This window comes from Cronobacter dublinensis subsp. dublinensis LMG 23823 (assembly GCF_001277235.1).
GTDB lineage: Bacteria > Pseudomonadota > Gammaproteobacteria > Enterobacterales > Enterobacteriaceae > Cronobacter > Cronobacter dublinensis.
The window spans coordinates 1428868-1452582 of the sequence record NZ_CP012266.1; the positions used below are offsets into that span (position 1 = coordinate 1428868).

Below are 23715 nucleotides of genomic sequence, written 5' to 3' on the forward strand. Positions count from 1 at the left end.
GCCCACGCATCCTGCTTCGCTCCCCGGCAAGGACGAAGAGCGGGTGTAGTTCCGGTAACAGGGCCATTGCAATTCCCTTGCCAGCCAGTGAAAACGCCTTTGATTGTCCCGGGAATTGAGACTAAACCTAAAGGAACGGCGGCAAGCCAGTGCGTTATTCTGGCGAAAGCCGCCCGGCGTGCACTTTTTGAGTGCCGCAACAGGCGTGGTTTTGGTGCAGCGCGGGCGCAGGCAACGCGAAAATGGGGGAAAAGGCCTACGTCAGACACGCCGGTCGGAGGCGCGGACACCGCGAAAACCAGGCGGGAAAATTTTTTTCTGCGTCCAAAACCGAGGCCCGGCGCGATTCGCCCACGCGGCGCGCTTTCAGGGCTGGAGGCAGTTATCCACTATTCCTGTGGATAACCTTGTGCATTAGAGTTAGAAAACGCGCCGTAAGCGAGAGCGGATGCGGGTTCCACCCGATCTGGCGCGAAAGCCGTCTTTTATGAAAAATCATTAAGAATTAGCAGGTTAATTAAAAGCAAGCCATGAAGGAAAAGTGTCATCTGCTGCAACAAAAGTATCACAGCTTCACTTGACAAATGTTAAAGAACAAAAAGTTCTGGGGATAACCGCCGCCCGCCAGTGTTTTATCTGGTAGACCGCGAAATTTTCTTCGTTCCGACCGGAAAAAAGGCGGCAGAGACACTATCCGCGCCGCGGCTACTGATTTTATATCCAGTATTTAACGCTGGCAAAAATCGCTGCGGTGAGTACAATTAACGCTCTGTCCCGCGCAAATCTTCATCAGGTGTTTCTTCATGAGCAAACCGTTCAAACTCAACTCCGCTTTCAAACCTTCCGGCGACCAGCCAGAGGCTATCCGCCGCATCAAGGAAGGGCTGGAGGACGGACTGGCGCACCAGACGCTGCTGGGGGTGACGGGCTCGGGTAAGACCTTCACCATGGCGAACGTGATAGCCGATTTGCAGCGCCCGACGATGGTGCTGGCGCCCAACAAAACGCTGGCCGCGCAGCTCTACGGCGAGATGAAAGAGTTCTTCCCGGAGAACGCCGTCGAGTATTTCGTCTCCTACTACGACTACTACCAGCCGGAAGCCTATGTGCCGAGCTCTGACACCTTTATCGAAAAGGACGCGTCGGTGAACGAGCATATTGAGCAGATGCGTCTGTCGGCGACCAAAGCGCTGCTTGAGCGCCGCGATGTCGTGGTGGTGGCGTCGGTGTCGGCTATCTACGGTCTGGGCGATCCTGATCTCTATCTGAAAATGATGCTGCATCTCACCAAAGGGATGATTATCGACCAGCGCGCTATCCTGCGCCGTCTCGCGGAGCTGCAATATACCCGCAACGACCAGGCGTTTCAGCGCGGCACCTTCCGCGTGCGCGGCGAGGTGATTGATATCTTCCCGGCGGAATCGGACGACCTGGCGTTGCGCGTCGAGCTGTTTGACGAAGAGGTGGAGCGGCTGTCGCTGTTCGACCCGCTGACCGGCACCGTGGATTCCATCATCCAGCGTTTCACCGTCTACCCGAAAACGCACTACGTCACCCCGCGCGAGCGCATCGTGCAGGCGATGGAAGAGATTAAAGTGGAGCTGGCGGAGCGTCGCAAGGTACTGCTTGAGAACAATAAACTGCTGGAAGAGCAGCGTCTTACCCAGCGCACCCAGTTTGACCTCGAAATGATGAACGAGCTCGGCTATTGCTCGGGCATCGAGAACTACTCGCGCTATCTCTCAGGCCGCGGGCCGGGCGAGGCGCCGCCGACGCTGTTTGACTACCTGCCGGCGGACGGGCTGCTGGTTATCGACGAATCACACGTTACCATTCCGCAAATCGGCGGGATGTTCCGCGGCGACCGGGCGCGCAAAGAGACGCTGGTGGAATATGGCTTCCGCCTGCCGTCGGCGCTGGATAACCGTCCGCTGAAATTTGAAGAGTTCGAAGCGCTGGCGCCGCAGACGGTTTACGTCTCGGCGACGCCGGGCAACTATGAGCTCGAAAAGTCGGGCAGCGAAATTATCGATCAGGTGGTGCGCCCGACCGGGCTGCTCGACCCGATTATCGAAGTGCGCCCGGTAGCGACGCAGGTGGACGATCTGCTGTCAGAGATCCGCAAGCGCGTGGCCATCAACGAGCGCGTGCTGGTCACGACGCTCACCAAGCGCATGGCCGAAGATTTAACCGAATATCTGGAAGAGCACGGCGAGAAAGTGCGCTATCTGCACTCGGATATCGACACGGTCGAACGTATGGAAATTATTCGCGATCTGCGTCTTGGCGAGTTCGACGTGCTGGTGGGTATCAACCTGCTGCGTGAGGGGCTGGATATGCCCGAGGTCTCGCTGGTGGCAATCCTTGACGCCGATAAAGAGGGCTTCCTGCGTTCCGAGCGCTCGCTTATCCAGACCATCGGCCGCGCGGCGCGTAACGTCAACGGTAAAGCGATTCTCTACGGCGACAAAATCACGCCATCAATGGCGAGAGCCATCGGCGAAACCGAGCGCCGCCGCGAGAAGCAGCAGCGTTATAACGAAGAGCACGGCATCGTGCCGCAGGGGCTCAACAAGAAAGTGGTGGATATTCTGGCGCTTGGCGAGAATATCGCCAAAACCAAGCCGAAAGGCCGCGGCAAAGGCCGCAGCGTAGCCGATGTCGAAGCCGCTGAACTGGCGCTCACGCCGAAAGCGTTGCAGCAGAAAATTCATCAGCTCGAAGCGCAGATGGTGCAGCACGCCCAGAACCTGGAGTTCGAAGAGGCCGCGCAGCTGCGCGACAAGCTCCATCAGCTGCGCGAGCTGTTTATCGCCGCGTCGTAATGTTTTGGTGTGATGTGATGTGATGTGCGCGGCGGGTGCGCTAACGCTTACCCGCCCTACAAAAAATCACGTCGCTCACCCGCCGTGATTTAATCAACAACGTGGTTTACCCAGGGCGGGTAATCGAAGCGCACCCGCCATCACCACAGCCCCGTCGTCACGGTACCTCAACGTATTACCCCAACGCCTGGATCGCTTTTTCGAGCGCGACGCGCAACAAATGGCGGTCGTGGCGGTAGGGGATATCGCTCGCTTCGAGCGGCTCCTGGATGATAATCCGGTCCTGCGCGCCGCTGACATCCACTTTCGGGCCGACAACTACGGCGTCCACCACGCGTTTACCGACATACGCTTCCATCAGCGCCAGCTTTTCTTCGAGACGCAGCGCGGCGGCGGCCGGGCTCAGTTCGCGGCCCAGATTGCCGATATACACCATCGGCGCGGGCGTGCGGCGCAGCGCCTGCGCGAGGTCATCCAGCAACAGCAGCGGCATCAGGCTGGTGTAAAAACTGCCGGGGCCGATGATGATTAAATCAGCCTCGGCGATCGCCTCGACCGCCTCGCGCGTCGCCTGCACCTTCGGGTAGAGCATCAGCTCTTTTGGCGGGTGGCTCAGCAAATCGATATTCACCTCGCCATACACTTCGTTGTCATCGCGATCGATGGCCATCAGATCCACCGGCTGTTCAGACATCGGAATTAAGAACGCGTCCACTTTAAGCAGATTGCGGATGAGATTGATCGCCTCAAGCGGCCGCACGCTCAGGTGATCGAGCGCCTTTAACATGAGATTTCCGAGGTTATGCCCCGAAAGTTCTCCGTTACCTCCAAAACGGTACTCAAACATCGCCGACGCGACGCTCGGTTCGGTAATTAACTGATTCAGACAGTTGCGCATATCGCCCCAGGCGATGCCGCCTTCCGAGCGTCGGATACGGCCCGTCGAGCCGCCGTTATCGGTCGTGGTGACAATGCCTGTCAGGCGTGAACCCAGAGAAGAGAGCGAGGACATAACGCGTCCTAAACCGTGACCGCCGCCGAGCGCTACCACCCGGTCGAGATCCGCAAACGTGCGATTGCGCATACCTAATCCTTATTATATCAATCCGCCTACGGTAGCTGAAAAACGCCAGAAAAACGATCTGCTGGCGCTGAAAATGACACACATCAAAGTGAAAGCGGGGTTTTTACGTATTCTGGTGCGCGTAACGGAAATAACGCCGTTATATATCAATTTATATAGCGAAATCGCGCGTGGCGAAACAGGCCGTAACGCGCTACTATCGCGGCTGGCAGGTTTAATAACCTGAATATGACACTCAAGCCTTTGCGCCTACGTTTTCAATAAAATATGGCGCTCTGGCCGTGGCGAAACGCCACCAGGGTGCAGGAAGAAATGACTGCATCTCCCGAATTGGAAAGGTGTACATGGCTTCTCAACTTACCGATGCGTTTGCGCGTAAGTTCTATTACTTACGCCTGTCAGTGACTGACGTCTGCAACTTTCGTTGCACCTACTGTCTGCCGGAGGGTTACAGGCCCGCTGGCGTCACCAACAAAGGCTTTCTCTCGCTTGACGAAATCCGTCGCGTGACACGCGCGTTCGCGGCGCTCGGCACGGAAAAAGTGCGTCTCACCGGCGGTGAGCCGTCGCTGCGCCGCGATTTTTGCGACATCATCGCCGCCGTGCGTGAAAACCCCTCTGTTCGTCAGATTGCCGTGACGACCAACGGCTACCGGCTCGCGCGCGACGTCGCGCAGTGGCGCGAGGCCGGGCTCACGGCGGTTAACGTCAGCGTCGACAGCCTCGACGCCCGCCAGTTTCACGCGATTACCGGCCAGGACAAATTCCGCCAGGTGATGGCGGGCATCGACGCCGCGTTTGACGCAGGCTTTGCGAAGGTGAAAGTCAACACCGTGCTGATGCGCGATGTGAACCATCACCAGCTCGACACCTTCCTCAACTGGATCAAAACCCGCCCCATCCAGCTACGCTTTATTGAGCTGATGGAAACGGGCGAGGGCAGCGAACTCTTTCGCAAGCACCATATCTCGGGCGCGACTCTGCGCGAGGAGCTGCTGAAACGCGGCTGGATCCACCAGCTGCGCAGCCGCGCCGACGGCCCGGCGCAGGTCTTCTGCCACCCGGATTACGACGGTGAAATCGGGCTTATCATGCCCTATGAGAAAGATTTCTGCGCCAGCTGCAACCGCCTGCGCGTCTCGTCGGTCGGCAAACTGCATCTGTGCCTGTTCGGCGACGGCGGCGTGGATCTGCGCGATCTGCTGGCCGAAGAAGGGCAGCAGGCGGCGCTGATGGCGCGTATCGAAGAGGCGCTGCGCGGTAAAAAGCAAACCCATTTCCTGCATCAGGGCAATACCGGCATCACCCAGAATCTGTCCTACATCGGCGGCTGACGCCGCGTACAAGGAGTCACTATGAGTCAGGTCAGCGCAGAGTTTCTGCCGGCGCGCGTCGCCATCCTTACCGTTTCCAGCCGTCGTGGCGAAGAAGACGACACCTCCGGACATTTTTTACGTGACGCGGCGATTGAGGCCGGGCATCAGGTGGTCGATAAAGCCATCGTCAAAGAGAACCGCTACGCCATTCGCGCCGAGGTGTCGCGCTGGATAGCCAGCGATGACGTACAGGTTGTGTTGATTAACGGCGGTACGGGCTTCACCGCAGGCGATCAGGTGCCGGAGGCGCTACAGCCGCTGTTTGACCGGGAGATTGCAGGCTTCGGCGAAATGTTCCGTATGCTCTCGTTTGAAGAGATAGGCACCGCCATGATGCAGTCACGCGCGGTAGCGGGTATCGCCAACGACACCCTGATTTTCGCGATGCCGGGCTCGACGCGCGCCTGCCGCACGGCCTGGGAAAACATCATCGCGCCGCAGCTCGACGCCCGCACGCGCCCGTGTAATTTTCACCCTCATCTGAAGAAGTAAGTTATGTCGCAACTGACCCACATCAACGCCGCCGGTGAAGCCCATATGGTTGACGTCTCCGGCAAGGCGGAAACGGTGCGCGAAGCGCGCGCCGAAGCGTTTGTCGATATGCGCCCGGAGACGCTGGCCATGATCGTCAACGGCAGCCATCACAAAGGCGACGTGTTCGCCACCGCGCGCATTGCGGGTATTCAGGCCGCGAAACGCACCTGGGAGCTGATCCCGCTCTGCCATCCGCTGCTGCTGAGCAAAGTTGAAGTGCAGCTGTTCGCGGACGAAGCGCACAGCCGCGTGCGCATTGAGTCGCTGTGTCGTCTTACCGGCAAAACCGGCGTTGAAATGGAGGCGCTGACGGCAGCCTCGGTGGCGGCGCTGACCATCTATGACATGTGTAAAGCGGTGCAGAAAGATATGGTGATTGGCCCCGTGCGGCTGCTGGCAAAAAGCGGCGGCAAGTCGGGCGATTTTCAGGTGGATGCCCATGATTAACGTGCTCTTTTTCGCGCAGGTGCGCGAGCTGACCGGCGTGGACGCCGAGCGTGTGGCGGCGGAATTCGCCACCGTCGAGGCGCTGCGAGAGCATCTCGCAGCGCGCGGCGGACGCTTTGCGCTGGCGCTGGAATCCGGCAAGCTGCTGGCGGCGGTCAACCAGACGCTGGTGCCGTTTGATCACCCGCTCGCCGACGGCGACGAGGTGGCGTTTTTCCCGCCGGTGACCGGAGGTTAAGATGAGCGATACCCGCATCCGCGTCGGCCATGACAATTTCAGTGTCGGTGAGGAATATGAGTGGCTCGCGCAGTGCGATGAAGATGGCGCGGTCGTGACGTTTACCGGCAAAGTGCGTAACCATAATCTTGGCGACAGCGTGCGTGCGCTGACGCTGGAGCACTATCCGGGGATGACCGAGAAAGCGCTGGCGGAGATAGTCGAGGAGGCGCGGGCGCGCTGGCCGTTGCAGCGCGTGTCGGTGATTCACCGCGTCGGCGAACTGTGGCCGGGCGATGAAATCGTGTTTGTCGGCGTGACCGGCGCGCACCGCAGCCAGGCCTTTGAGGCGGCGCAGTTTATTATGGATTATCTGAAAACGCGTGCGCCGTTCTGGAAGCGCGAAGCCACGCCGGACGGCGACCGTTGGGTCGAGGCGCGCGACAGCGATCAGCAGGCGGCGCAGCGCTGGTAATGACATCGCCGGAGATTTGTTCCAGGCTTAATGAAGGCGAGACGCGCGAGCCGTGCGTCTCTACACGGTTTAACCGAAACTAACTGTATAAGTGAGGCAGCGTCATGGATCGATTCCCACGCTCAAGTCAAAGCATTGTGCAGCCGCGCGCCGGACTGCAAACATTTATGGCGCAGGTCTATGGCTGGATGACCTGCGGTCTGTTACTGACCGCGTTTGTCGCCTGGTATTCCGCCAATAACGAAAACCTGATGATGTACATTTTCTCCAGCCGGTTTGTGTTCTTCGGGCTGGTTATTGCCCAGCTCGCGCTGGTATTTATTCTTTCAGGCCTGGTGCACAAGCTCAGCCCGGCGGTCGCCACCGCGCTGTTTATGCTCTATTCGGCGCTCACTGGCTTAACGCTGTCATCGATATTCCTGGTGTATACCTACGCCTCTATCGCCAGCACGTTTGTGGTGACGGCGGGAATGTTTGGCGTGATGAGTCTGTATGGCTACACCACCAAACGCGATTTAAGCGGCTGGGGCAACATTCTGTTTATGGCGCTTATCGGGCTGATTATCGCCTCGCTGGTGAACTTCTGGCTTAAAAGCCCGGCCCTGATGTGGGCGGTGACCTATATCGGCGTTATCGTGTTTGTGGGCCTGACCGCATATGACACCCAGAAGCTGAAAAGCCTGGGCGAGCAGATAGACGTCAGTGATCACGGGAACCTGCGGAAATATTCGATTCTCGGCGCGCTGACGCTGTACCTCGATTTTATCAACCTGTTCCTGATGCTGTTGCGTATTTTCGGCAACCGCCGCTAACGGCGCTTTACATCAAACAAAAACCCTCTGCGGAGGGTTTTTTATGGGCGCTATAGGATGGCGGGTGCGCGTGCGCTTACCCGCCCTGTGATGATGAGGTTAATGTTGATTAGGGTAGGGTGGGTAAGCGCACCGCACCCACCATGACTCAAAACCCTACCAGTACCCCCCAAATCCACCAGTCACCCGCACACCCATCACTTCTCTTTCGCAAGCTTCAGCGATGAATCGCCGCTCTCCGCTGGCGCCTCGCCGGATCCTTGCGCCTTCGCGAGTTGCTTCTCGTTTTTGGCGCGGAGTTTCTTCGCCCGGCTCTCCAGCACCAGATAGAACACGATAGCCAGCAGCAGCGGGGCGAAGAAATAGAGCATGCGATAGGCAAGCAGCGCGGCGATAATCGCGCCGTGGCTGATATGCTCGCCGCCAAGCAGCGCGATAAACACCGCCTCCAGCACGCCGATGCCCGCCGGGATATGGATAATCACCCCGGCGATACTGCTCACCAGCAGCACGCCCAGCACGAAGAAATAGTTAATCTCCTGGCCCAGCAGCAGCCAGATAATCGCGCCCATCGCCATCCAGTTGGCGCTGGAAATCACCATCTGCGCGATGGCGAATTTCCACGACGGCAGCACCAGCTTCTGGCCTTTGATGGTCACATGGCGGCGTTTGGCGAACGCGCAAAACCACATATAAACCGCAATCACGGCGAGCAGCACCATGCCGATAATGCGCAGCGTCATCTCGCTGATATACCAGTGCTCAGGCAGTTTCACCACGCCGAAGGTGAAAATCACGCCGCCCAGCAGGATATAACCGAGCCAGTTGGTGGTGATACTCAGCGAGAAAATGCGTGTGATAGTGCTGCCCGGCAGCCCCAGGCGCGAGTAAAGCCGGTAGCGCATCCCGACGCCGCCGACCCAGGTGCTGAGCGTCAGGTTGAACGCGTAACAAACGAACGACACCAGCATCACCTGTCGCTTAGCAAGCTTATGCCCGCAGTAGGCGCGGCCCAGCAGGTCATAACAGCCGTAAAGCAGATAACTGACGATAACCAGCGCCACCGAGATAAGCAGGGCGGTGCGGTTATAGTTTTTAATAACCTTCCACACCTCTTCCCAGTCGACTCTCTGCGCGTACATCACAATCAGCACGACGACGGCGATAAAAAACAGCCACGTCAGGATCTTCTTCGTCAGACGCCACTTCGGATGCGATTTCGCCATCAGGGCTTCACTCCTGGATTTTCAGTTTCCACCCGATCCTGGGTTTCGATTTCAGGTTGTACCGGCGGCGGCACCTGCGCGAGCTTCGGCGTATGGGCGGGCAGCCAGCCCACCATCGCCGGGAAGTGGCGCAGGAAGTGGAACACGATGACGCTCTTGGCGAGGTTCCACCAGGTGCGCTTTGGCATCATGCTCTCATCCACCTGTTTACAGTCTTCGCGGATGAGTCGCGTCAGGTTGTCGCGAAGCGTCTGGTTGAACTGCGTATCGTGAATGATCAGATTCGCCTCCAGATTAAGCGACAGACTCAGCGGGTCGAGGTTGCTGGAGCCCACCGTCGCCCAGTGATCGTCCATCAGCGCCACTTTGCCGTGCAGCGGACGGCGCAGATATTCGTAGACCTCAACGCCGCCCTTCACCAGATAGTTATAGAGCAGGCGGGCGCCTACCTTAACGATAGGCATATCCGGCTCACCCTGCACGATGAGCTTCACTTTCACGCCGCGGCGGGCGGCGTTGCGCATGGCGTGCAGCAGACGGTAGCCAGGGAAGAAATAGGCGTTGGCGATGATCACCTCTTTTTTGGCGTTCGCCAGCATCTTCAGGTAATGGCGCTCGATATCGTCGCGATGATCGTTATTATCGCGCCAGATAAACAGCGCCTGCGCCTCGCCGGGCATGGTGTTGTCCACCGCCTGCTGATAGTGGCGCTGCCACCAGCGGCTCACCTGTTCTTCACCAAGGTTGCGCAGGACGAACTGATAAATATCCTGCACCACCGGGCCTTCGACGCGCACCGCATAATCCTGCTTCGCCTCCGGTCCGTAGTCGCTCATATGCTCGGCGGAGTAGTTAATGCCGCCGACGAACGCCACTTCGCCGTCGATCACCACGATTTTGCGGTGCATACGGCGGAACACATTGGTGCGCATGCCCAGCGTGCGCGGGCGCGGATCGTAATAGCGAAACTTCACGCCCGCCGAGGTGAGGGTGCCGACGAACTCATCGCTGAGATCCGGCGAGCCGTAGCCGTCCAGCAGCACCTCGACGCTGACGCCGCGCTGCGCGGCGCGCAGGATAACCTCGTGCAGCTGACGCCCGACGTTGTCGTCGAACCAGATAAAGGTTTCGAGAATGATTTTGCTGCGCGCATTGTCTATCGCGTCAAACACGGCGGGATAAAATTCATCGCCGTTCTCTAACAGTTCAATACGGTTGCCGTCACGCCAGTTTGTTTTCATAGATGGATCTCCACTGCCAGCGGGGCATGATCGGAAAGATGGCGCCAGTTACGCAGCGGCAGCGCGGTCGGCGCGCTCGCAGAGGCGTTTTTCACATAGATCCGGTCGAGACGCAGCAGCGGGAAGCTCACCGGGAAGGTCCGCGCCGGTCTTCCGTGGGCGCGGGTAAACACCTCGTCAAGCCCCGCCTGGGCGCGCAAAATACGGTTCGCCTGCTGGCGCCAGTCGTTAAAATCGCCCGCGACCACCACCGGCTCGCCCTCCGGCAGGCTGTTAACCATATCGGCCAGTAGCGAGAGCTGGGCCTGGCGGTGCACCTCTTTCAGCCCCAGATGAACGCAAATCACATGAATGGCTTTCGGAAAGCCGGGCGGGGTAATACGGCAGTGCAGCACGCCGCGCTTTTCGGTGCCGGGCACCGAGACGTCGCGGTTTTCGTAATGTTCAATCGGGTAGCGCGACAGGACGGCGTTGCCGTGATGCCCTTCCGGGTAGACGGCGTTACGGCCGTAGGCGTAATCGCTCCACATCGTATCGGCAAGAAATTCATAGTGGGTGGTGTCCGGCCAGTTTTCCACGTGCAGCGGGTGAACTTCATGCGCGCCCATGACTTCCTGAAGACAGACAATATCTGCCGACACCGTACGAACCGCGTCGCGCAGCTCCGGTAAAATAAAGCGTCGGTTAAAAGCGGTAAAACCCTTATGGGTGTTAATAGTCAAAACCTTCAATGAAAATCGCTGTGTCGTTTCTGCCATGTTTCCCCAGCCACTTCTTATTCTCCTGATGTCATTAAAGTGTAGTCCCAGTCACAAAAAGCGCCGGGGATACGGAATTTTCCGTAAACCAGGGTACTCTGAAGAATGAGTGAAAAATCCCACAGGAGTGCGGCCATGAAGTGGCAACAATATATTCGCGTGGCGACAGGCTTAAGCTGCTGGCAGATTATGCTGCATCTGGTGGTCGTGGCGCTGCTGGTGGTGGGCTGGATGAGCGGGACGCTGGTGAAAATCGGCCTGCTGTTATGCGCGCTGTATGCGCTGACCGTGCTGCTGATGCTGGCGTTTCAGCGCCACCATGACGGCCTCTGGCGCGAGGTGGGCGACTTTTTAGAAGAGCTCACCACCACCTGGTATTTCGGCACAGCGCTGATTGCGCTCTGGCTGCTCTCCCGCGTGCTGCACAACAACCTGCTGCTGGCGCTGGCGGGCGTCGTGATCTTCGCAGGGCCGGCGCTGCTCTCGCTGCTGGTCAAAGAGCGCAAGCGCGACTCAGCCCACTTTTCGTCGAAACATGGCATACGCCGCTAACCCTGTCGTGGCCGCGATAACCAGCAGCGGCCACACGCTGCGCCAGATAATCTCCAGGCTGGCGTCCTTGAGATAAATCGCTTTGGTAATGTCGGTAAAGTGCCGGATCGGGTTAATCCACGTCAGGTTTTGCAGCCAGACCGGCATATTCTCCACTGGCGACACATATCCCGAGAGCAAAATCGCAGGCATCATAAAGACGAACACGCCGATAAACGCCTGCTGCTGCGTCGCGCAGAGCGCCGAGATCAGCAGCCCAAACCCCACCAGCGATAACCCGTAAATCACCATGGTGAAGTAAAAAAGCGCCAGCGATCCGGCGAAGGGGATCTGATACCCCCAGATCCCGATGCCGAGCACGATGGTCGCCTGGAACGTGGCGACAATCAGCGCGGGCACCGCTTTGCCGACAAAAATCTGCCAGGTGGCGAGCGGCGACACCAGCAGCTGATCGAGCGTGCCCTGTTCGCGTTCGCGCGCCACCGATAATGACGTGACAATCATCACCCCGATAGTCGTTATCATCGCAATCAGCGACGGCACCACGAACCATTTGTAGTCGAGATTCGGGTTATACCAGTTGCGCACCACCAGCTCGCTGTTGTTCGGTTTCGCCCGGCCCGCCAGCAGCTCCTCCTGATAATCTTTTACAATCTGTTGCAGGTAGTTTGCTGCAATCTGGGCGCTGTTGGAGTTGCGCCCGTCGAGCAGGATTTGCAGCGTCGCGGGTTCGCCGCGGGCCAGCCTGCGGGAGAAATCCGCCGGAAAGTGGATAGCCAGCAGCGCCTGCCGGGCCTCAAGCGTCGGCGTGATCGCCTGTTCACTGTTCAGCACCTTCACGTGGCTGAAAGCGCTGGCGCGGGCGAAACGCTGGGTCAGCTCCACCGCGTGCGCGCCGTTATCCTGGTTGTAAATCGCGATAGTGGCGTTGGTGACTTCCAGCGTCGCGGCGAACGGAAACAGGATAACCTGTAACACCACCGGCAGGATCAGAATGGCGCGGGTCTGCGGCTCGCGCAGCAACGACTGCAACTCTTTGCGCATAAGCGTCCATAAGCGGTGCCACATAGCGTCTCCTTAATCGAGCCGACGTTTAGTGTTAAGCCACGTCAGACCGATAAACATCACGGCGGATACCAGCAGAAACAGCACGTTGACCAGCAGGACGCCGGGCAGGGTGCCTGCGAGAAACAGGCTTTGCAGCGTACTGACGAAATAGCGCGCCGGAATGACATACGTCACCGCGCGGATCGCGGCGGGCATACTGTCTATCTGGAAGATAAATCCGGAGAGCATCACCGAGGGCAGAAACGCCGCGTTCAGCGCCACCTGGGCGGCGTTAAACTGGTTGCGGGTGAGCGTCGAGATCAAAAGCCCCATGCCGAGCGTGCTGAGCAGAAACAGGCTGGAGATAAAAAACAGCGCCAGCAGCGAGCCGCGGTACGGCACGCCGAGAACAAACACCGACACCAGCATACAGAGCAACATCGCCAGCATGCCGAGAAAATAGTAGGGGATAAGCTTGCACAGCAGCAGCTCGCCGCGCGTCACCTCGGTTGAGAGCAGCGCCTCCATCGTGCCGCGCTCCCACTCGCGCGCCACCACCAGCGAGGTGAGGATAGCCCCAATCACCGTCATGATAATGGTTACCGCGCCGGGAATGATAAAGTGCTGGCTGATGGCCGCCGGGTTAAACCAGTAGCGGAGCTGAACGTCAATCAGCGGTTCGAACGTCTCGCCGCGATCCGCCGCGCGCTGGGTCTGCCACAGCTGCCAGATACCCTCCATATAGCCGCGCACGAAATTCGCCGTGTTCGGCTCGCTGCCGTCGGTGATCACCTGGATCGGCGCGCGCCCGCCTGGCCGCGCCATTTGCGCGGCGAAATCCACCGGGATAACCACCAGCCCGCGGATTTTCCCGGCCTGCATCAGGCTAATCAGCTGCGGGCGGTTGTCGCTGATGGTAGGCGCGATAAATGGCGAGGCGGTAATGGCGTGGGTGAAATCGAGCGCTTCTTCGCTGCGCTCCTCCAGCAATACGCCGACGTGCAGGCGGCTGGAGTCAAGGTTAATGCCATAGCCGAAGATAAACAGCAGCAGCAGGGGAATGACGAACGCAATAAGCCAACTGCTCGGGTCGCGCAAGATCTGGCGCGTCTCTTTCACGCACAGCGCGCGCGCGCGCCGCAGGTTCATCATTGTCGATGCTCCTTATCCCATGCTTCAATCAGGCGGATAAACGCGTCTTCCATCGTCGGTTCGTCGTCACGCTCACGCGCCGCCTGGCGCTTTAAATCATCCGGCGTGCCGCTGGCGATAAGCTTGCCGTGGTAAACCAGCCCGATGCGGTCGCAGTACTCCGCCTCATCCATAAAGTGCGTGGTGACCATCACCGTCACCCCTTTTTCCGGCATGCTGTTGATATGTCGCCAGAACTCGCGGCGGGTCAGCGGATCGACGCCGGAGGTCGGTTCGTCGAGAAACAGAATGTCCGGCTCGTGCATCAGCGCGCAGGCCAGCGCCAGACGCTGCTTAAAGCCGAGCGGCAGCGCGTCCGTCGGCTGGCTGGCGATGCTGTTAAGCCCGAACGCCTCGCTCATGCGCGCCATTTTCTCCTGCTGCGCCCGGCCACGCAGCCCGTAGACGCCGGAGAAAAAGCGTAAGTTCTGCTCAACGGTCAGGTTGCCGTAGAGCGAGAATTTCTGCGCCATATAGCCAAGCCGCTGGCGCGCCTTCCCGGAGTCGGTTTTTAAATCGAGCCCCAGCACCAGCGCCTGGCCGTCGCTCGGCTTCAGCAGGCCGCACATCATCTTGAACGTGGTAGATTTACCCGCGCCGTTCGGCCCCAGCAGGCCAAAAATCTCGCCGCGCCGCACGGTGAAATTCACCCGATCGGTCGCCGTAAAATCGCCGAAGGTTTTGGTGAGTTCGCGCGCCTCAATAACCACATCGTCGCGGCTGCCGGGGATATCATGCAGGATGGCGCCGAGCGGTGATTCGCGCAGCGCAGCGCCGCCCGCCAGATCGATAAACGCATCCTCGAAGCGCGGCGCGGTGTCGCGCAGCGTGGTGTCGGGCAGGGCATGAAGTGGGCCTGCGTCAGCGCCTTCTTTTACTATCACCCTTACCGCCGCGCCCTGAATGGTGGCGTCGCCCACGCCCGGCAGTTGCATCACCTCGCGCAGCAGGGCGCGGTTGTCGCCGCCACTGCGACGCAGCAGCAGGCTGCGGCCCGCCATTTTTTCGGTCAGCGCCTGCGGCGCGCCCTGATACAACAGTTCGCCTTCGTTCAGCAGCAGCACCTCGCGGCACTGTTCGGCTTCGTCGAGATAAGAGGTGCTCCAGAGGATAAGCATCCCGTCGCCTGCCAGCGCGTGCACCATCTGCCACAGCTCACGGCGCGAAATCGGGTCGACCCCGACGCCCGGTTCATCAAGCAGCAGCACTTTCGGCTGGCCCACCAGCGTACAGGCGAGTCCCAGCTTTTGCTTCATGCCGCCGGAGAGCTTACCCGCGAGCCGCCCGGTAAACGGGCCGAGCGCGGTGAATTCCAGCAGCCGCGCGAAGGTCTCCTGGCGCGCAGGCCCGGTGACGCTGCGCAAATCGGCATACAGGTTCAGGTTCTCCTGCACGGTGAGATCTTCATACAGCCCAAACTTTTGCGGCATGTACCCGAGCACCGCGTGCAGGGCGTTTTCCTGGGTTATCGGATCAAGCCCCAGTACCCGCACGCGGCCCTCATCAGGGCGCATTAGCCCCGCGAGAATACGCATCAGCGTGGTTTTACCCGCGCCGTCCGGGCCCACCAGCCCGGTAACGCTGCCAGCCTGAACCGTCACGCTGAGCGGCGCGACGGCGGGCTTTGCGAGGCCCGCAAAGCGTTTGACCAGGCCATCAAGCACGATGCTGTCGTTAGCGGCTGCCATCCGCGGCCTCGTCGTGAAAACGTAGCGTCACCGGCATCCCCTGGCGCAGCGCGTTGTCGGCGTCGGTGACGATAATGCGCAGGCGGTAGACCAGATCGGTGCGCAGATCTTCGGTTTCGACGCTTTTAGGCGTGAACTCGGCGGTCGGCGACACAAAGCCGATTTTGCCGTGGTATGGCTTATCGGGGCGGCTGTCGGTGTAGAGCAGCAGCTCGCGCCCCGGCGTGGCGCGGCCGAGGTTTGCTTCGTCAATATAGGCGCGCACCCAGACCGGGCGGGTCAGCGAGAGGGTAAAAACGGTGCTGCCCGCGTTCAGCATCGCGCCCGGCTCGACGGCGCGCGTCAGCACGGTGCCGTCGGCGGGCGAGACGAGGCGCGCGTCTTCAGCGTCAAGCTGCGCCTGCGCGAGCTGGGCCTGCGCCTGTTCAAGGCTCGCCTGGGCCTGGGCGATTTCCTGCGGACGGTTGCCCGCGCGGTACTGGCTGAGCTTATCCTGGGCGGATTTCAGCTGCGCCTGCGCCTGATCGCGCGCGGAGCGGGCGTTCTCCAGATCGTTGGCGGAGACCACTTTAGTGCGCCACAGCCCCTGCTGGCGCTGGTAGAAGTTCTGCGCGTAGTCATAAGCGGCCTGCGCCTGACGCACCGCGGCGGCGGCCTGCGCAATCTCTTCATCGCGAAAGCCCGCCACCGTGAGCTCATACTTCGCCCGCGCGGCGGCCACGTTCGCCCCGGCCTGACGCAGCGCGTTTTGCAGCGGGGCCGGGTCGAGCTCGCCAAGCGGCTGCCCGGCGCGCACGGCGTCGCCCTCATCTACAGCAAGCGACGCCAGACGGCCGCCCACGCGGAAACTGAGATTGACGGTGCGAATATCCACGTTGCCGTAAAGCGTCAGCGGCGTATGGCGGGCCGCATACCAGCGCCACCCGGCGACACCGGCGACCATCGCCGCCGCCAGCAGTATCAGCAGCACGAGGCGTTTTTTATTCATCACATAAGCTCCCTGAAAGACCCGCGAGGATCCAGTCGATATGCAGCGACACGACCCGGTAGATTTGCGCCGCTTTGTCGTCGTCAAACTGCTGCCAGCCTGCGCGCAGCAGGATGGTCTCGCGCCCGAGACGAAACGCGAGGATCTCGCCTATCAGCGCATGGGTATGCAGCACGGTGTCGGTGGCCTGCGGATCCGCGCCGGTCAGGCGGGCGATGAGCCGGGTAAAGTGGTGATGCAGCGGCGCTATCACCTGATCGTGGATCAACTGATACGCAGGCGAAGGGGAGAGCTGCTCGCGGGAGATAAATTTGCTCAGGCTCAGCGTCTCGTCGGCGGTCATCAGTTGGATCATCTGGCGACAGGCGTCGTCTATCAGCGCCCGCATCGCGCGCGCTTCGGGCTGCGGCTGGTTCAACAGCGCTTCGGCGGCGGCGGCGTGCGGCGCAAAATGCGCATGGATAAAGTCGGCTATCCACTGCGCAGAGGCCATGTAGAGATCTTCTTTCGAGCCGAAATAGTAAGGGATCGCGGCGATGTTCTGCCCGGCGGCGGCGGCAATATCCCGCGTGGTGGCGTGCAGACCATATTCGCCGAACTGATTGATGGCGGCGCTGATGAGCTTCTCTTTGGCCTGTTCGCCGCGCGAAGTGGGCGGCGTGGTGGCGAGCGACATATCGATGCGGTCCATAAAAATTAATCAATCGATTGATTAACTTTATGGCTAAAAAGTGAGCCTGTCGAGGCCATGAAACCCCCAATCATGGCCCTGACGCGAGAATTTATGCGGTAGCTCACAAAAACTGTTACACTGCGCCTCTTAGCGACATTGTGGTTTGTGTCCCCTCTCCGGCCAGACGGCCATTAGACTCCCTGAAACTACACCCTTTGCGGTCGGGACGAGTCAGGAATAATTATGTCTTTTGATTCACTGGGCTTAAGCCCTGAGATCCTGCGCGCCATTGCCGAGCAGGGTTACAATGAACCGACTCCGATCCAACGCCAGGCCATTCCGGTTGTGCTTTCAGGCAAAGATTTGATGGCCAGTGCCCAGACCGGCACCGGCAAAACCGCAGGCTTCACGCTGCCGCTGCTGCAGCGCCTGACCACCAGTCAGCCGCACCCGCAGGGCCGTCGCCCGGTGCGCGCGCTGATCCTGACCCCGACGCGCGAACTGGCAGCCCAGGTAGGCGAGAACGTGCGCGAATACAGCAAATATCTCGATATCCGCTCGCTGGTGGTATTTGGCGGCGTGAGCATCAACCCGCAGATGATGAAACTGCGCGGCGGCGTGGATGTGCTTATCGCCACCCCTGGCCGTCTGCTGGATCTTGAACACCAGAACGCGGTGAAACTCGACCAGGTCGAAGTGCTGGTGCTCGACGAAGCCGACCGCATGCTCGACATGGGCTTTATTCACGACATTCGCCGCGTGCTGGCGAAGCTGCCGGCGAAGCGTCAGAACCTGCTGTTCTCCGCGACCTTCTCCGACGACATCAAAGCGCTGGCGGAAAAACTGCTGCGCAACCCGGAAGAAGTGGCCGTGGCACGCCGCAACACCGCCTCCGGGCAGGTGACGCAGCATGTGCATTTCGTTGATAAAAAACGCAAGCGGGAACTGCTTTCTTACCTGATTGGCGATGGCAACTGGCAGCAGGTGCTGGTATTTACCCGTACCAAACATGGCGCTAACCATCTTGCCGAGCAGCTGAACAAAGACGGCATCACCGCCGCGGCTATCCACGGCAACAAGAGCCAGGGCGCCCGTACCCGCGCGCTGGCGGACTTCAAAACCGGCGGCATTCGCGTGCTGGTGGCGACCGATATCGCCGCGCGCGGTATTGATATCGAAGAGCTGCCGCACGTAGTGAACTATGAGCTGCCGAACGTGCCGGAAGATTACGTTCACCGTATCGGCCGTACCGGGCGTGCTGCCGCGACCGGCGAGGCGCTCTCGCTGGTGTGCGTCGACGAGCACAAACTGCTGCGCGATATCGAACGTGTGCTGAAGCGCGAAATTCCGCGTATGGCTATCCCGGGCTACGAGCCAGACCCGTCTATCCCGGCGGAGCCTATCGTTAACGGTCGGCAGGGCGGTCGTGGCGGACGTGGTGGTCAGGGCGGCGGTGGTCGTAGTCAGGGCCAGCCGCGTCGTCAGGATGGCGAAGGTAATCGTCCGTCAGGTGAGCGTTCGCGTCGTCAGGGCGGTGAAGGCAATCGTCCGTCAGGCGACCGTCCGCGTCGTCCGGGCGGCGAGAGCAACCGTCCGGCAGGCGCGAAGCCGCGCACCCGTCGCGCGCCGCGTAAGGCGTCCGGGGAGTAATTCACCGACGTCGCCAGCGTATCAGGGTGGGTAAGCGTAAGCTTATCCACCCTTTTTTTATGGCGCAGAGATGACGAGATGGCGGGTGCGCTGCGCTTATCCGCCCTACATCTCTGCCTGGCGTGTTAAAGCTGCTCGCCGTGGCTTGCGATCACCTGCTGGTACCACGCGAAACTGCGCTTTTTACGCCGCGCCAGGGTGCCGTTGCCGTCATTGTCTTTATCGACATAAACAAACCCGTAGCGCTTTTTCATCTCGCCCGTGCCGGCGCTGACGATATCAATAGGCCCCCACCAGGTGTAACCCATGATGTCGCAGCCATCCGCCACCGCTTCGGCCATCTGCTGGATGTGCGCGCGGCCATAGGCGATACGCGCCTCGTCGTTAAACTCACCGTGTTCATCGGCAATATCCTCGCCGCCGTAGCCATTCTCCACGATAAACAGCGGCTTCTCGTAACGGTCGCTAAGCTCGTTGCACACCAGCCGCAGCCCGACCGGGTCAATCGGCCAGCCCCACGCGGTCTTCTCCAGATACGGATTATCATCGCCCATCGCGCCGCCGGTATCGACGCGCAGCTGCGCGCCCGCGCGGTGCAGTACGCTGCGATAATAGCTAAAGCCGAGATAATCCGACGGGTATTGCGCCAGCAGTTCGGTATCGCCGGGGTGAATATCCAGCGCAATTCCGTTATCGCGAAACAGCCGCCTGGCGTACGCCGGGTAGTGGCCGCGCATCATCACGTCGGCATAAAACAGCGAGCGGCGGCGCAGCTGGTACGTCCCGAACACGTCGTCCGGGTGGCAGGTCGCCGGGTAGACGGTGCTGAGCGACAGCATACAGCCGATTTTCGCCTGCGGGATAATCTCGTGGCACAGCTTATTGGCAAGCGCATTGGCGACAAACTGGTGATGGTTCGCCTGGTAAATCTCCTGCGCCGACGCGTCCGGGGCTACTGCGCCGGTCGCGAAGGGGATGCGGTTCATGTTGTTCAGCTCGTTAAAGGTCATCCAGTATTTGACCTTATGCTGATAGCGGCGAAACACCGTCTCGCAGTAGCGGGTAAAGAACGCGATAAGCGCGCGGTTCTTCCAGCCGCCGTACTCCTCAAACAGCGCCAGCGGCGTTTCGTAGTGGGAGAGCGTAATCACCGGCTCAATGCCATATTTCAGCAGCTCGTCAAACAGCGCGTCATAGAACGCGAGCCCCGCCTCGTTCGGCTCTGTCTCATCGCCGCGCGGGAAAATACGCGACCAGGCAATCGAGGTGCGAAAACACTGAAAGCCCATTTCGGCGAACAGCGCCACGTCTTCTTTATAGCGATGATAAAAATCGATGGCCTCGTGGCTTGCGTAATAAAGTGACGGATCGACCGCCGCGTCGTGCCTGCCGGAGATAATGCCGCCGCGCACCACGTCAGCGATGGACGGCCCTTTGCCGTCTTCATTCCACGCCCCTTCGGCCTGATTCGCGGCAATCGCGCCGCCCCATAAAAAGTGTTCCGGAAATGCTGCCATATCTGCTCCTTACTCGCTGAGATCCGCGCCGTTCGAGGCGATGACTTTTTTGTACCAGTGGAAACTCTTCTTGCGCGAGCGCGCCTGCGTGCCGTTGCCCATGTCGTCCTGGTCGACATAAATAAAACCGTAGCGTTTGGAGATCTGCGCGGTGCCGGCGCTCACCACATCAATCGGCCCCCACCAGGTGTACCCAAAGAGCTTCACGCCGTCGGCAATCGCCTCCTGCATCTGCCCGATATGCTGGCGCAGATACTCAATGCGGTAGTCGTCGTTGATCGAGCCGTCCGGCGCGGGGGTATCCAGCGCGCCGAGGCCGTTTTCGGCGATAAACAGCGGCTTCTGGTAGCGGTCGTAAAGCTGGTTTAAGGCCAGGCGCAGCCCTTGCGGGTCAATCTGCCAGCCCCAGTCGCTCTGCGGCAGATACGGGTTGCGGATGCCGCCGGTAATCAGATTGCCAGTGACGCCTTCCAGCTGCTCCGGGTGCGCGCTGACGGTACTCGACATGTAGTAGCTGAACGACACGTAATCGACCGGGTAGAGGCGCAAAATCTCGTCGTCGCCGACGGCTTTTTCGAGCCGGACGTTCTTCCCGGCGAACATCCGTTCGGTCCAGGCCGGGTAATAGCCGCGCGCCTGGACATCGCTGAAAAACAGCGAGACGCGCTGTTCTTCTTCGCAGGCCTGTAAGTCGTCCGGGTGGCAGGTGTGCGGGTAGAGCATCTGGTAACTTATCATGCAGCCCACCTGCGAGCCGGGGATTATCTCGTGGCACGCTTTGGTCGCGAGCGCGCTCGCCACAAACTGATGGTGCGCGCCCTGATATTTCGCCTGCTCCAGATGCGGATGGTTTTCTTCAATCACGCCGACGCTAACGTACGGATGGTGCTTCACGCAGTTGATCTCGTTGAAGGTCATCCAGTATTTGACCTTCTTGCGATAGCGGGTGAAAACGGCGGTGGCGAAGCGGACGTAGAAATCCACCAGCTGGCGATTGGGCCAGCCGCCGTAGTCGGTCACCAGCGCGAGCGGCATCTCGTAGTGCGAGAGCGACACAATTGGCTCAATGTTGTGTTTTCGAAGCGTGTCGAAGACGCGGTCGTAGAAGGCGAGGCCCGCTTCGTTCGGTTCGGTCTCGTCGCCGCGCGGGAAGATGCGCGTCCAGGCGATGGACATGCGAAAGCATTTGAAACCCATCTCGGCGAACAGCGCGATATCCTCTTCATAGCGGTGATAGAAATCGTTGCCCTTGCGCTTGGGGTAATACTTCGTGCTGGCCGGATCCTGCGCCTCGGCCACCTGACGATGGGTCATGCCGAGCCACTGATCGAGCCAGCGTTCTTTCGGCGTGCTGACGTCAAAGGTGTAGACGTCAGAGACCGACAACCCTTTGCCGTCGACGTTCCACGCGCCTTCGAGCTGGTTCGCGGCGGTCGCGCCGCCCCACAGGAAATCCTCAGGAAATGGTTTTGAAAAGGCCATAGCGTTCTCCCTTAAGCCGCCGCAGCGGTCAGTTTCAGAAAGGCTTCACGGGTTGCCACGTCGCCCTGTTTCAGCGGGCTGATCTCGCCGTAGCAATCGGTATTGGTGACGATGACGATAACGCTCGGGTCGATGTTAAGCGCGGCGAGCGCACTGAGATCGAAGCTAATCAGCGGTTGTCCGACCTCGACGAACTGGCCGTTCTCCACGTGGCGGGTAAAGTGCTGGCCGCCGAGCTTTACGGTGTCGATGCCGATATGGATCAGCACCTCGGCGCCGTTGTCGCTCCTGAGCGTCAGGGCGTGATTGCTGTCGAATACGGATTCAATGCGCCCGTTGACCGGCGAGAGCAGCTCGCCGCTCTCGGGCATAATGGCGATGCCTTTGCCGAAGATTTCGTCGGCGAAGACCGGGTCGCTGAGGGCGGCAAGCGGCGTCAGGCGGCCGCTCACCGGCGCGAAGAGTTGCTCCTCGCGGGCGAGCGCCACGGGGCTTAGCCCCGCCACGACCTCCGACAGCGCGGGGGGGGCTGCGGGCTCTTCAAAGCCCAGGAGGACCGTGACCAGCGCCGCCGTACAAAAAGCGATGGCGAGGCTCGCCAGCGCCCAGAGGAACGTGGGGCCGACCAGCGCCGGAACGCCGGGCAGACCGCTTAAGGCGAAGGCGTAGGTTTTTACGCCGAGCGCCATTGCGAACGCGCCGCCGCAGGCGCCGCCAATCAGCGCCGCGGCGAACGGGCGCTTAAAGCGAATATTGATGCCGTACATCGCGGGCTCGGTGATGCCCATCGCCGCGCTGAAGCTGGTGGAGAGCGCCAGCGTCTTGATTTTCTTATTGCGGGCGCGCAGGAACACGCCGAACGCCGCGCCCGCCTGGCCCATGTTGGCGACGTAAAAGAGAATTTTGAACGGGTCGTAGCCGAGCCGGCTGATGTTGTTAATCACGATCGGCACCAGCACGTAGTGCATGCCGGTAATGATCATCAGCGACAGCGTGCCGCCGACGATCACGCCCGCAAGCCAGCCCATGTTCGCCACCAGCCAGATAATCCCGCCGGAGAGCGCGTTGCCAAAGAAAATCCCCGCCGGACCGATGGCGATAAGTGTCACCGGCGCGACGATAACAAGGCTCAGCAGCGGCACGAACATGGTTTTCAGCGCGGCAGGCATCACACGGTCGATAAAGCGCTCAACGTAACTTAACAGCAGCACCGCCAGCAGAATCGGGATCACCGACGAGGCGTACGAGACGCTGGCGACCGGCACGCCGAGAAACGCGACCGGCGCGCCCGATTTCAGGAGCGTGGTGAGGGTAGGGTGAAACAGCGTGGCGGCGAGGGCGACAGCCACATAAGGGTTAGCGCCGAACTTGTTCCCGGCGCTGAAGGCGAGCACCAGCGGCATAAAGAAAAAGACGCCGTCGCTTATCGCCATCAGGATTTGGTACGTCGGGTTACTGGCCGCCGCCCAGCCGAGCGCGAGGCAGAGCGACAGGACGCCCTTGAGGATACCGGCCCCGGCGATGGCCGGAATAATGGGCGAGAAGATCCCGGCGAGCCCCTCCAGCACCATGGAAACCGGGTTGCGCCGTTTAGGCGGTGAGGCCGCTTTTTTCGCATCAAGGTTGGGCAACTGCGCAAGGATGGCCTGGCAGAGCGGGGCGACCTCGTTGCCGATGATCACCTGAAACTGATCGCCGGAGAGGTTCACGCCCATCACGCCGTCGAGGTTCTCCAGGGCCGTGCGGTTGACTTTATTAAGATCCACCAGCGCGAAACGCAGGCGGGTAATGCAGTGGTAAAGCGAAAGAATATTCGCCTCGCCGCCGAGATGGTCAATTATCTGGCGGGCGGTATGCGGGTAGTTCATGGCTATTCCTCTCCAGAATGAAACCCTGCGGTTTCATTAAACCGTCGCCGGTGAAAACACCGGC

21 protein-coding genes and 1 riboswitch are annotated in these 23715 nt (G+C 60.1%); of the genes, 9 read left to right on the forward strand and 12 right to left on the reverse strand.

What is annotated here, in order from left to right; all coding sequences use genetic code 11:
• Window positions 1–803 precede the first annotated feature (803 nt).
• Window positions 804–2825, forward strand: coding sequence for an excinuclease ABC subunit UvrB (uvrB, locus tag AFK67_RS06560; protein WP_007733022.1), 2022 nt, complete (start codon window positions 804–806; stop codon window positions 2823–2825).
• Window positions 2826–3000: 175 nt separating this feature from the next.
• Here the strand turns inward: uvrB and yvcK are convergent, their stop codons facing one another.
• Window positions 3001–3909: a uridine diphosphate-N-acetylglucosamine-binding protein YvcK gene (gene yvcK / locus AFK67_RS06565; RefSeq protein WP_007733024.1), complete on the reverse strand. Its 909-nt coding sequence runs from the start codon at window positions 3907–3909 to the stop codon at window positions 3001–3003.
• Between the two features lie 220 nt (window positions 3910–4129).
• Window positions 4130–4266: riboswitch (molybdenum cofactor riboswitch) on the forward strand.
• Between yvcK and moaA the strand changes: the two genes are divergently transcribed.
• From moaA to AFK67_RS06600, 6 genes are all read left to right on the forward strand, one after another.
• A complete protein-coding gene (gene moaA / locus AFK67_RS06575; protein ID WP_007733028.1) occupies window positions 4254–5243 on the forward strand; it encodes a GTP 3',8-cyclase MoaA in 990 nt (329 codons plus the stop codon). Its footprint overlaps the riboswitch before it by 13 nt.
• Before the next feature lie 21 nt (window positions 5244–5264).
• A complete protein-coding gene (moaB, locus tag AFK67_RS06580) occupies window positions 5265–5777 on the forward strand; it encodes a molybdenum cofactor biosynthesis protein B (RefSeq protein WP_007733030.1) in 513 nt (170 codons plus the stop codon).
• 3 nt (window positions 5778–5780) lie between these two features.
• Window positions 5781–6266, forward strand: a complete 486-nt coding sequence (gene moaC / locus AFK67_RS06585; protein ID WP_007733031.1) for a cyclic pyranopterin monophosphate synthase MoaC — start codon at window positions 5781–5783, stop codon at window positions 6264–6266.
• A complete protein-coding gene (gene moaD, locus AFK67_RS06590; RefSeq protein WP_007733032.1) occupies window positions 6259–6504 on the forward strand; it encodes a molybdopterin synthase sulfur carrier subunit in 246 nt (81 codons plus the stop codon). The genes moaC and moaD overlap by 8 nt, the downstream gene beginning before the upstream one ends.
• Before the next feature lies 1 nt (window position 6505).
• Window positions 6506–6958 (forward strand): molybdopterin synthase catalytic subunit MoaE, encoded by a 453-nt coding sequence (gene moaE, locus AFK67_RS06595; RefSeq protein WP_007733033.1) that lies wholly within the window; start codon window positions 6506–6508, stop codon window positions 6956–6958.
• A gap of 104 nt (window positions 6959–7062) precedes the next feature.
• On the forward strand, window positions 7063–7770 hold the full coding sequence (locus tag AFK67_RS06600; RefSeq protein WP_007733034.1) for a Bax inhibitor-1/YccA family protein: 708 nt from the start codon (window positions 7063–7065) through the stop codon (window positions 7768–7770).
• Between the two features lie 197 nt (window positions 7771–7967).
• Here the strand turns inward: AFK67_RS06600 and AFK67_RS06605 are convergent, their stop codons facing one another.
• Genes AFK67_RS06605 through AFK67_RS06615 form a run of 3 tightly spaced genes read right to left on the reverse strand, consistent with a single transcriptional unit; the run spans window position 7968 to window position 10995 of the window.
• Complete coding sequence (locus AFK67_RS06605; RefSeq protein ID WP_007733036.1) at window positions 7968–8996, reverse strand: lysylphosphatidylglycerol synthase transmembrane domain-containing protein; 1029 nt, start codon at window positions 8994–8996, stop codon at window positions 7968–7970.
• Window positions 8996–10237, reverse strand: a complete 1242-nt coding sequence (gene clsB, locus AFK67_RS06610; protein ID WP_007733038.1) for a cardiolipin synthase ClsB — start codon at window positions 10235–10237, stop codon at window positions 8996–8998. Before clsB ends, AFK67_RS06605 begins: the two co-directional genes overlap by 1 nt.
• Window positions 10234–10995 (reverse strand): endonuclease/exonuclease/phosphatase family protein, encoded by a 762-nt coding sequence (locus tag AFK67_RS06615; RefSeq protein ID WP_007733042.1) that lies wholly within the window; start codon window positions 10993–10995, stop codon window positions 10234–10236. The genes clsB and AFK67_RS06615 overlap by 4 nt, the downstream gene beginning before the upstream one ends.
• Window positions 10996–11130: 135 nt before the next feature.
• Here AFK67_RS06615 and AFK67_RS06620 point away from each other — a divergent pair, with 135 nt between their 5' ends.
• Window positions 11131–11547, forward strand: coding sequence for a YbhQ family protein (locus AFK67_RS06620; protein ID WP_007733044.1), 417 nt, complete (start codon window positions 11131–11133; stop codon window positions 11545–11547).
• Here the strand turns inward: AFK67_RS06620 and AFK67_RS06625 are convergent.
• The 5 genes from AFK67_RS06625 to cecR are packed head-to-tail and all read right to left on the reverse strand — an operon-like array spanning window position 11509 to window position 17152.
• Window positions 11509–12615 carry an ABC transporter permease gene (locus tag AFK67_RS06625; protein WP_007733046.1) on the reverse strand — a complete coding sequence of 369 codons (1107 nt, stop codon included), beginning with the start codon at window positions 12613–12615 and terminating at the stop codon, window positions 11509–11511. The genes AFK67_RS06620 and AFK67_RS06625 overlap by 39 nt on opposite strands.
• 9 nt (window positions 12616–12624) lie before the next feature.
• A complete protein-coding gene (locus AFK67_RS06630) occupies window positions 12625–13746 on the reverse strand; it encodes an ABC transporter permease (RefSeq protein WP_007733048.1) in 1122 nt (373 codons plus the stop codon).
• The gene (locus AFK67_RS06635; protein ID WP_007733050.1) at window positions 13743–15473 is read right to left on the reverse strand and encodes an ATP-binding cassette domain-containing protein; all 1731 of its coding nucleotides are present in this window, start codon (window positions 15471–15473) and stop codon (window positions 13743–13745) included. Before AFK67_RS06635 ends, AFK67_RS06630 begins: the two co-directional genes overlap by 4 nt.
• Window positions 15460–16461 carry a secretion protein HlyD gene (hlyD, locus tag AFK67_RS06640; RefSeq protein ID WP_007733052.1) on the reverse strand — a complete coding sequence of 334 codons (1002 nt, stop codon included), beginning with the start codon at window positions 16459–16461 and terminating at the stop codon, window positions 15460–15462. The genes AFK67_RS06635 and hlyD overlap by 14 nt, the downstream gene beginning before the upstream one ends.
• Window positions 16454–17152, reverse strand: a complete 699-nt coding sequence (gene cecR / locus AFK67_RS06645; protein WP_007733053.1) for a transcriptional regulator CecR — start codon at window positions 17150–17152, stop codon at window positions 16454–16456. Before cecR ends, hlyD begins: the two co-directional genes overlap by 8 nt.
• A gap of 225 nt (window positions 17153–17377) precedes the next feature.
• Here cecR and rhlE point away from each other — a divergent pair, with 225 nt between their 5' ends.
• Entirely contained in the window at window positions 17378–18784 is a 1407-nt protein-coding gene (gene rhlE / locus AFK67_RS06650) for an ATP-dependent RNA helicase RhlE (RefSeq protein WP_038883973.1), read from the forward strand.
• A gap of 125 nt (window positions 18785–18909) precedes the next feature.
• Here the strand turns inward: rhlE and AFK67_RS06655 are convergent, their stop codons facing one another.
• Genes AFK67_RS06655 through AFK67_RS06665 form a run of 3 tightly spaced genes read right to left on the reverse strand, consistent with a single transcriptional unit; the run spans window position 18910 to window position 23651 of the window.
• Window positions 18910–20301 (reverse strand): glycoside hydrolase family 1 protein, encoded by a 1392-nt coding sequence (locus tag AFK67_RS06655; RefSeq protein ID WP_007733057.1) that lies wholly within the window; start codon window positions 20299–20301, stop codon window positions 18910–18912.
• Window positions 20302–20310: 9 nt separating this feature from the next.
• Window positions 20311–21783 (reverse strand): glycoside hydrolase family 1 protein, encoded by a 1473-nt coding sequence (locus tag AFK67_RS06660; protein ID WP_038883971.1) that lies wholly within the window; start codon window positions 21781–21783, stop codon window positions 20311–20313.
• Between the two features lie 11 nt (window positions 21784–21794).
• Complete coding sequence (locus tag AFK67_RS06665; RefSeq protein ID WP_007733064.1) at window positions 21795–23651, reverse strand: beta-glucoside-specific PTS transporter subunit IIABC; 1857 nt, start codon at window positions 23649–23651, stop codon at window positions 21795–21797.
• Between the last annotated feature and the right edge of the window lie 64 nt (window positions 23652–23715).

Coding starts and splice junctions, on each gene's coding strand:
- AFK67_RS06665 (WP_007733064.1), bottom strand. CDS start 23,651: ATGAACTACCCGCATACCGCCCGCCAGATAATTGACCATCTCGGCGGC.
- AFK67_RS06655 (WP_007733057.1), bottom strand. CDS start 20,301: ATGGCAGCATTTCCGGAACACTTTTTATGGGGCGGCGCGATTGCCGCG.
- moaB (WP_007733030.1), top strand. CDS start 5,265: ATGAGTCAGGTCAGCGCAGAGTTTCTGCCGGCGCGCGTCGCCATCCTT.
- moaC (WP_007733031.1), top strand. CDS start 5,781: ATGTCGCAACTGACCCACATCAACGCCGCCGGTGAAGCCCATATGGTT.
- rhlE (WP_038883973.1), top strand. CDS start 17,378: ATGTCTTTTGATTCACTGGGCTTAAGCCCTGAGATCCTGCGCGCCATT.
- moaA (WP_007733028.1), top strand. CDS start 4,254: ATGGCTTCTCAACTTACCGATGCGTTTGCGCGTAAGTTCTATTACTTA.
- yvcK (WP_007733024.1), bottom strand. CDS start 3,909: ATGCGCAATCGCACGTTTGCGGATCTCGACCGGGTGGTAGCGCTCGGC.
- clsB (WP_007733038.1), bottom strand. CDS start 10,237: ATGAAAACAAACTGGCGTGACGGCAACCGTATTGAACTGTTAGAGAAC.
- uvrB (WP_007733022.1), top strand. CDS start 804: ATGAGCAAACCGTTCAAACTCAACTCCGCTTTCAAACCTTCCGGCGAC.
- AFK67_RS06625 (WP_007733046.1), bottom strand. CDS start 12,615: ATGTGGCACCGCTTATGGACGCTTATGCGCAAAGAGTTGCAGTCGTTG.
- AFK67_RS06600 (WP_007733034.1), top strand. CDS start 7,063: ATGGATCGATTCCCACGCTCAAGTCAAAGCATTGTGCAGCCGCGCGCC.
- AFK67_RS06620 (WP_007733044.1), top strand. CDS start 11,131: ATGAAGTGGCAACAATATATTCGCGTGGCGACAGGCTTAAGCTGCTGG.
- cecR (WP_007733053.1), bottom strand. CDS start 17,152: ATGGACCGCATCGATATGTCGCTCGCCACCACGCCGCCCACTTCGCGC.
- moaE (WP_007733033.1), top strand. CDS start 6,506: ATGAGCGATACCCGCATCCGCGTCGGCCATGACAATTTCAGTGTCGGT.
- AFK67_RS06605 (WP_007733036.1), bottom strand. CDS start 8,996: ATGGCGAAATCGCATCCGAAGTGGCGTCTGACGAAGAAGATCCTGACG.
- AFK67_RS06615 (WP_007733042.1), bottom strand. CDS start 10,995: ATGGCAGAAACGACACAGCGATTTTCATTGAAGGTTTTGACTATTAAC.
- AFK67_RS06630 (WP_007733048.1), bottom strand. CDS start 13,746: ATGATGAACCTGCGGCGCGCGCGCGCGCTGTGCGTGAAAGAGACGCGC.
- hlyD (WP_007733052.1), bottom strand. CDS start 16,461: ATGAATAAAAAACGCCTCGTGCTGCTGATACTGCTGGCGGCGGCGATG.
- moaD (WP_007733032.1), top strand. CDS start 6,259: ATGATTAACGTGCTCTTTTTCGCGCAGGTGCGCGAGCTGACCGGCGTG.
- AFK67_RS06660 (WP_038883971.1), bottom strand. CDS start 21,783: ATGGCCTTTTCAAAACCATTTCCTGAGGATTTCCTGTGGGGCGGCGCG.
- AFK67_RS06635 (WP_007733050.1), bottom strand. CDS start 15,473: ATGGCAGCCGCTAACGACAGCATCGTGCTTGATGGCCTGGTCAAACGC.